General features: G+C 57.1%; 3 protein-coding genes. All 3 read right to left on the bottom strand.

Translation table 11 applies throughout. From position 1 onward, the window contains the following. Positions 1–621: 621 nt before the first annotated feature. Positions 622–2,148 carry an IS66 family transposase gene (locus APH36_RS29445; protein ID WP_047292640.1) on the bottom strand — a complete coding sequence of 509 codons (1,527 nt, stop codon included), beginning with the start codon at positions 2,146–2,148 and terminating at the stop codon, positions 622–624. Between the two features lie 81 nt (positions 2,149–2,229). Next, complete coding sequence (tnpB, locus tag APH36_RS32980; RefSeq protein ID WP_034149241.1) at positions 2,230–2,565, bottom strand: IS66 family insertion sequence element accessory protein TnpB; 336 nt, start codon at positions 2,563–2,565, stop codon at positions 2,230–2,232. After that, positions 2,565–2,921 (bottom strand): transposase, encoded by a 357-nt coding sequence (locus APH36_RS31455; protein ID WP_073665531.1) that lies wholly within the window; start codon positions 2,919–2,921, stop codon positions 2,565–2,567. The genes tnpB and APH36_RS31455 overlap by 1 nt, the downstream gene beginning before the upstream one ends. Between the last annotated feature and the right edge of the window lie 62 nt (positions 2,922–2,983).

The following is a 2,983-nucleotide window of genomic DNA, read 5'->3' on the forward strand; positions in this document are numbered from 1 at the left end:
TAAGCGTCCGGCAAAGGCATCTGGCCCTAAGTCGGAAATTGGCGCAGCAGCCAATAGCTTCCTGTGACCATTGCCACTTCTTGAGGGATGGTGCGCGCGGTACCGCAATGCAACACAATCACAAAACAAAATTCTCCCTTGCTGAGTAGTATTACATTAGACGGGGATTTAAGAGGTTTCAGGTATTGCAGAGGCTATCGCTTCCGACCGTCTTCCGTCGCAAAATTTCATAAATTTGGATCAGTTTTGCGAGTTTTGCTACCAAATGCGGAGCGACAACGCCCGAGTGACTTTGGACGGGGCAGAATGGGGTGCGCTACGGGGATAATCAGGGTGTGGCGGGGGGTTACAGGAATTGTTAGGGGAAATGGGGGATATGAGGGGGCGCTAACTCCAGGGTAACTACTGTTCCGCGGATTAAATGAGGGGGAAAGGGGGTGTTTGAGAGGGGGATACAGGGAGACTGCGGGATTTATAGGGTGTCTCGGGGCGCTAAAGGGCGGTACGTGGCGTAGATCTACCCCATTGCAACCAATGCTACGAAAAACCATGTTTTGTGGATGATTTTGGGACTATGCGCCGGAATATTCATAAACGCGTCCACGACGCCACCTGATGTAATTACACCGGTTGCCACCGATGTGGTAGCAACGCCGCAATCTCACTCGCTCGCTGCGTGGGCAGCCGCGTCAGAACATCCTTCAGATAGGCGTACGGATCATGTCCATTAAGCCGTGCTGACTGGATCAAACTCATGATCGCAGCCGCACGTTTGCCGCTGCGTAGTGACCCGGCGAACAGCCAGTTCGACCGCCCAAGTGCCCATGGCCGGATTTGATTTTCACACCAATTATTGTCTATGGGCACGGCGCCATCCTCGAGATATCGGATCAACGCGACCCAGCGTTTGAGGCTGTAATCCAGGGCTTTGGCGATGGCCGACCCTTCGGGCACGAGTTCGCGCTGGGCAATCATCCAGGCGTGTAGCGCCTCGATTATCGGAGTCGCCTTTTCCTGCCGTATTCGGTGCCGCATGTCCGGCTCTAGGTCTTTTACTTCACGCTCTATTTCGTAAAGTGCTGCGATGTAATGCAGCGCTTTTTCGGCGATTTGGCTCTTGTTGGTCGCGTGAAGGTCGAAGAACTTGCGGCGAGCATGGGTCATGCAGCCGATCTCTGTGACGCCCAGATCAAAGCTCGCCTTGTAACCGGCGAAGTCGTCGCAGACCAGCTTGCCGTTCCAGTTGTTCAGGAAGGTTCGGGCGTGTTCACCGGCGCGGCTCGGGCTGAAGTCGTAAACGACTGCCGCCAAGTCGGCGAACTGGCTGGTTGCGTAGGCCCAAACGTAGGCTCGGTGGGTCTTCTTGGCGCCCGGCGTCAGCATCTGTACCGGCGTTTCATCGGCGTGGATCACGCCATGCTCGAGCACTGCTTCGCGCAGCGCATCCACCAGTGGCTGTAGCTGCACGCCGCAGGCGCCAACCCATTGCGCCAAGGTCGAACGGGCGATTGCCAGACCGGCTCGGCCGAAAATTTTCTCTTGTCGATACAGCGGCAGATGGTCAGCAAACTTGGCCACCATAACGTGGGCCAGCAGGCCTGCCGTAGGGATGCCTTTGTCGATGACATGCGCCGGTACCGGCGCCTGGATCAGCGTCTCGCACTGCTCACAGGCCCATTTCCCACGGATATGGCGCTCGACGGTAAACACGCCGGGGGTGTAGTCGAGCTTTTCGCTGGCATCTTCACCGATACGCTTGAGGACGCAGCCGCATTGGCAATGGCTGTTGTCCGGTTCGTGGTGGATCAGCGTACGAGGAAACTGCGCTGGCAGCGGCGCACGCTTGGGTTGCTGGCGCACTTTGGCCGCAGTCGGCGTCGGTTGCAGTGCCTCAAGTTCAGCTTCGATAGCCGCGATGTCGGTGTCGATCAGGTCATCGAGCAAGCTGGCTTGAGCAGGACTTAGTTGCTCGCTGCGCTTGGCAAACTTGAAGCGCTTGAGCAGCGCGATCTCATGGGCCAGTTTCTCGTTGACTGTTTTGTGATGGTGGATTTGCTTGTCCATCGTCTCGACGCGCTGCATCAACTGCGCGGCCAGAGCGCGCAGTTGTTCAGGGTTCAGTTGGTCGAGATTCGGGATGGAAGTCATGCCGCCGATTTTGCCAGAGAGGGCTTTGGGCGGCGATAGACTGATGGGCCAATTGCGCTGGCAAGCTGGCCATGGCAGAACTTAAAGCACAGTGATGACGCCGCCGGCACCGACTCTTTGCCAAGGTAAACCGAGTATCAGGGCCTGAAGCTGTTCTGCATCCAACTCAAGTTCCGAACCATGTCGCACGCCTGGCCAGAAAAAGCGTCCTTGGTGCAACCGACGTGCTGCCAGCCAGATGCCGACGCCGTCATGCACCAGCACTTTCATCCGATTGGCGCGGCGGTTGGCGAAGAGATATGCACAGTGCGGCTTTGCCGCACCGAACACGGCCACTACCCGTGCAAGCGCGGTGTCGGTGCCCGCGCGCATGTCCATCGGCTCGGTGGCGAGCCAGATGGAATCGATGCGGATCATCAGATTAATCCCCGGACGAATCGGGCACATCCCTCGGGATCGTTGACGGGCCAGTTCACCACGAGGCTCCCATGCTCGCTTGGCACGTCGATTCTGATCGATGGCTCGGGACGATCATGAACGCAGGGTTCTAGTTTCAAAGGCATAAAAGCGGGCAGGTTTTTACTGTCCGCGTCGCGATAAAGCGGAATCCATTTACGCACGAGATTGGCATTGATCCCGTGGCTCAGCGCGACGCTTGCGATGGACGCACCAGCGTGCAGACATTCCTGAACGACTTGGGCTTTGAAAGGTTTGGGGTAAGAGTGTCGTTGACGCATGGCGATCCGCTTAATAAGGCTAAAAATGGTGTCCACTTAAATAGGTGTCCACCATCGCCCTAAGCGTTGGGATCAGAAAGGTGTGTTGGCCGGACGCT

The organism is Pseudomonas sp. NBRC 111133 (assembly GCF_001320605.1).
Classification (GTDB): Bacteria; Pseudomonadota; Gammaproteobacteria; order Pseudomonadales; family Pseudomonadaceae; genus Aquipseudomonas; species Aquipseudomonas monteilii.